This window comes from Vibrio sp. 970 (assembly GCF_033339075.1).
The window spans coordinates 1-638 of sequence record NZ_JAWOTW010000444.1 but is presented as its reverse complement, the minus strand read 5'-3'; the positions used below and the strand labels follow the sequence as shown (position 1 = coordinate 638).

Annotated in this window: 1 protein-coding gene; it reads right to left on the bottom strand. The window is 48.6% G+C overall.

Features of this window, described 5'->3' with window-relative positions; translation table 11 throughout:
• Positions 1 to 638 (bottom strand): PTS transporter subunit EIIC (locus R7Q11_RS27195; RefSeq protein ID WP_225467111.1); only part of this gene is annotated, 638 nt, incomplete at both ends.

Below are 638 nucleotides of genomic sequence, written 5' to 3'. Positions count from 1 at the left end.
CGCATCACATGCGAATGCGACAAATGAAATTGGCTTGCTCGGCTCTTGCGTCGTCGCAGCTGCAACTGGCTTAACTGCGCCTTCTGCTTTCATCTCTTTCATGTCAGAAACTGATTTCTCAAACTCGCTTTCTTTTTCTTCTGATTTGCTCACTTTTAAAATCGCACTTGCTACTAAGAAAGAGACAATCGTTGCACTTGTCACACCTGCGATGGTCCCGATGAAACTACCTTTCGGAGTAAGAGCAAGGTAAGAGAAGATAGAGCCTGGACTTGGACCCGCGACCAAACCAGCATCAAGTAGGTTGAAGGTTGCGATACCTGTCGCCGCACCAGCAATCATTGCCACAATCATGATTGGTTTCATGAGTACGTATGGGAAGTACAACTCATGAATACCACCAAAGAAGTGAATGATGATGGCGCTTGGCGCAGAGCGTTTAGACAAACCCTGGCCAAACTTCGCGTAGGCCAGCAGCATACCAAGACCAGGGCCTGGGTTAGACGCCACCATAAAGAAGATGGACTTGCCCGTTTCTGCGGCCGCTTGCAGGCCTAGTGGGTAGTAAATGCCTTGGTCAATGGCATTGTTGAGGAACAGCACTTTTGCTGGTTCGTTAATGATCGCTAACAGAGGCA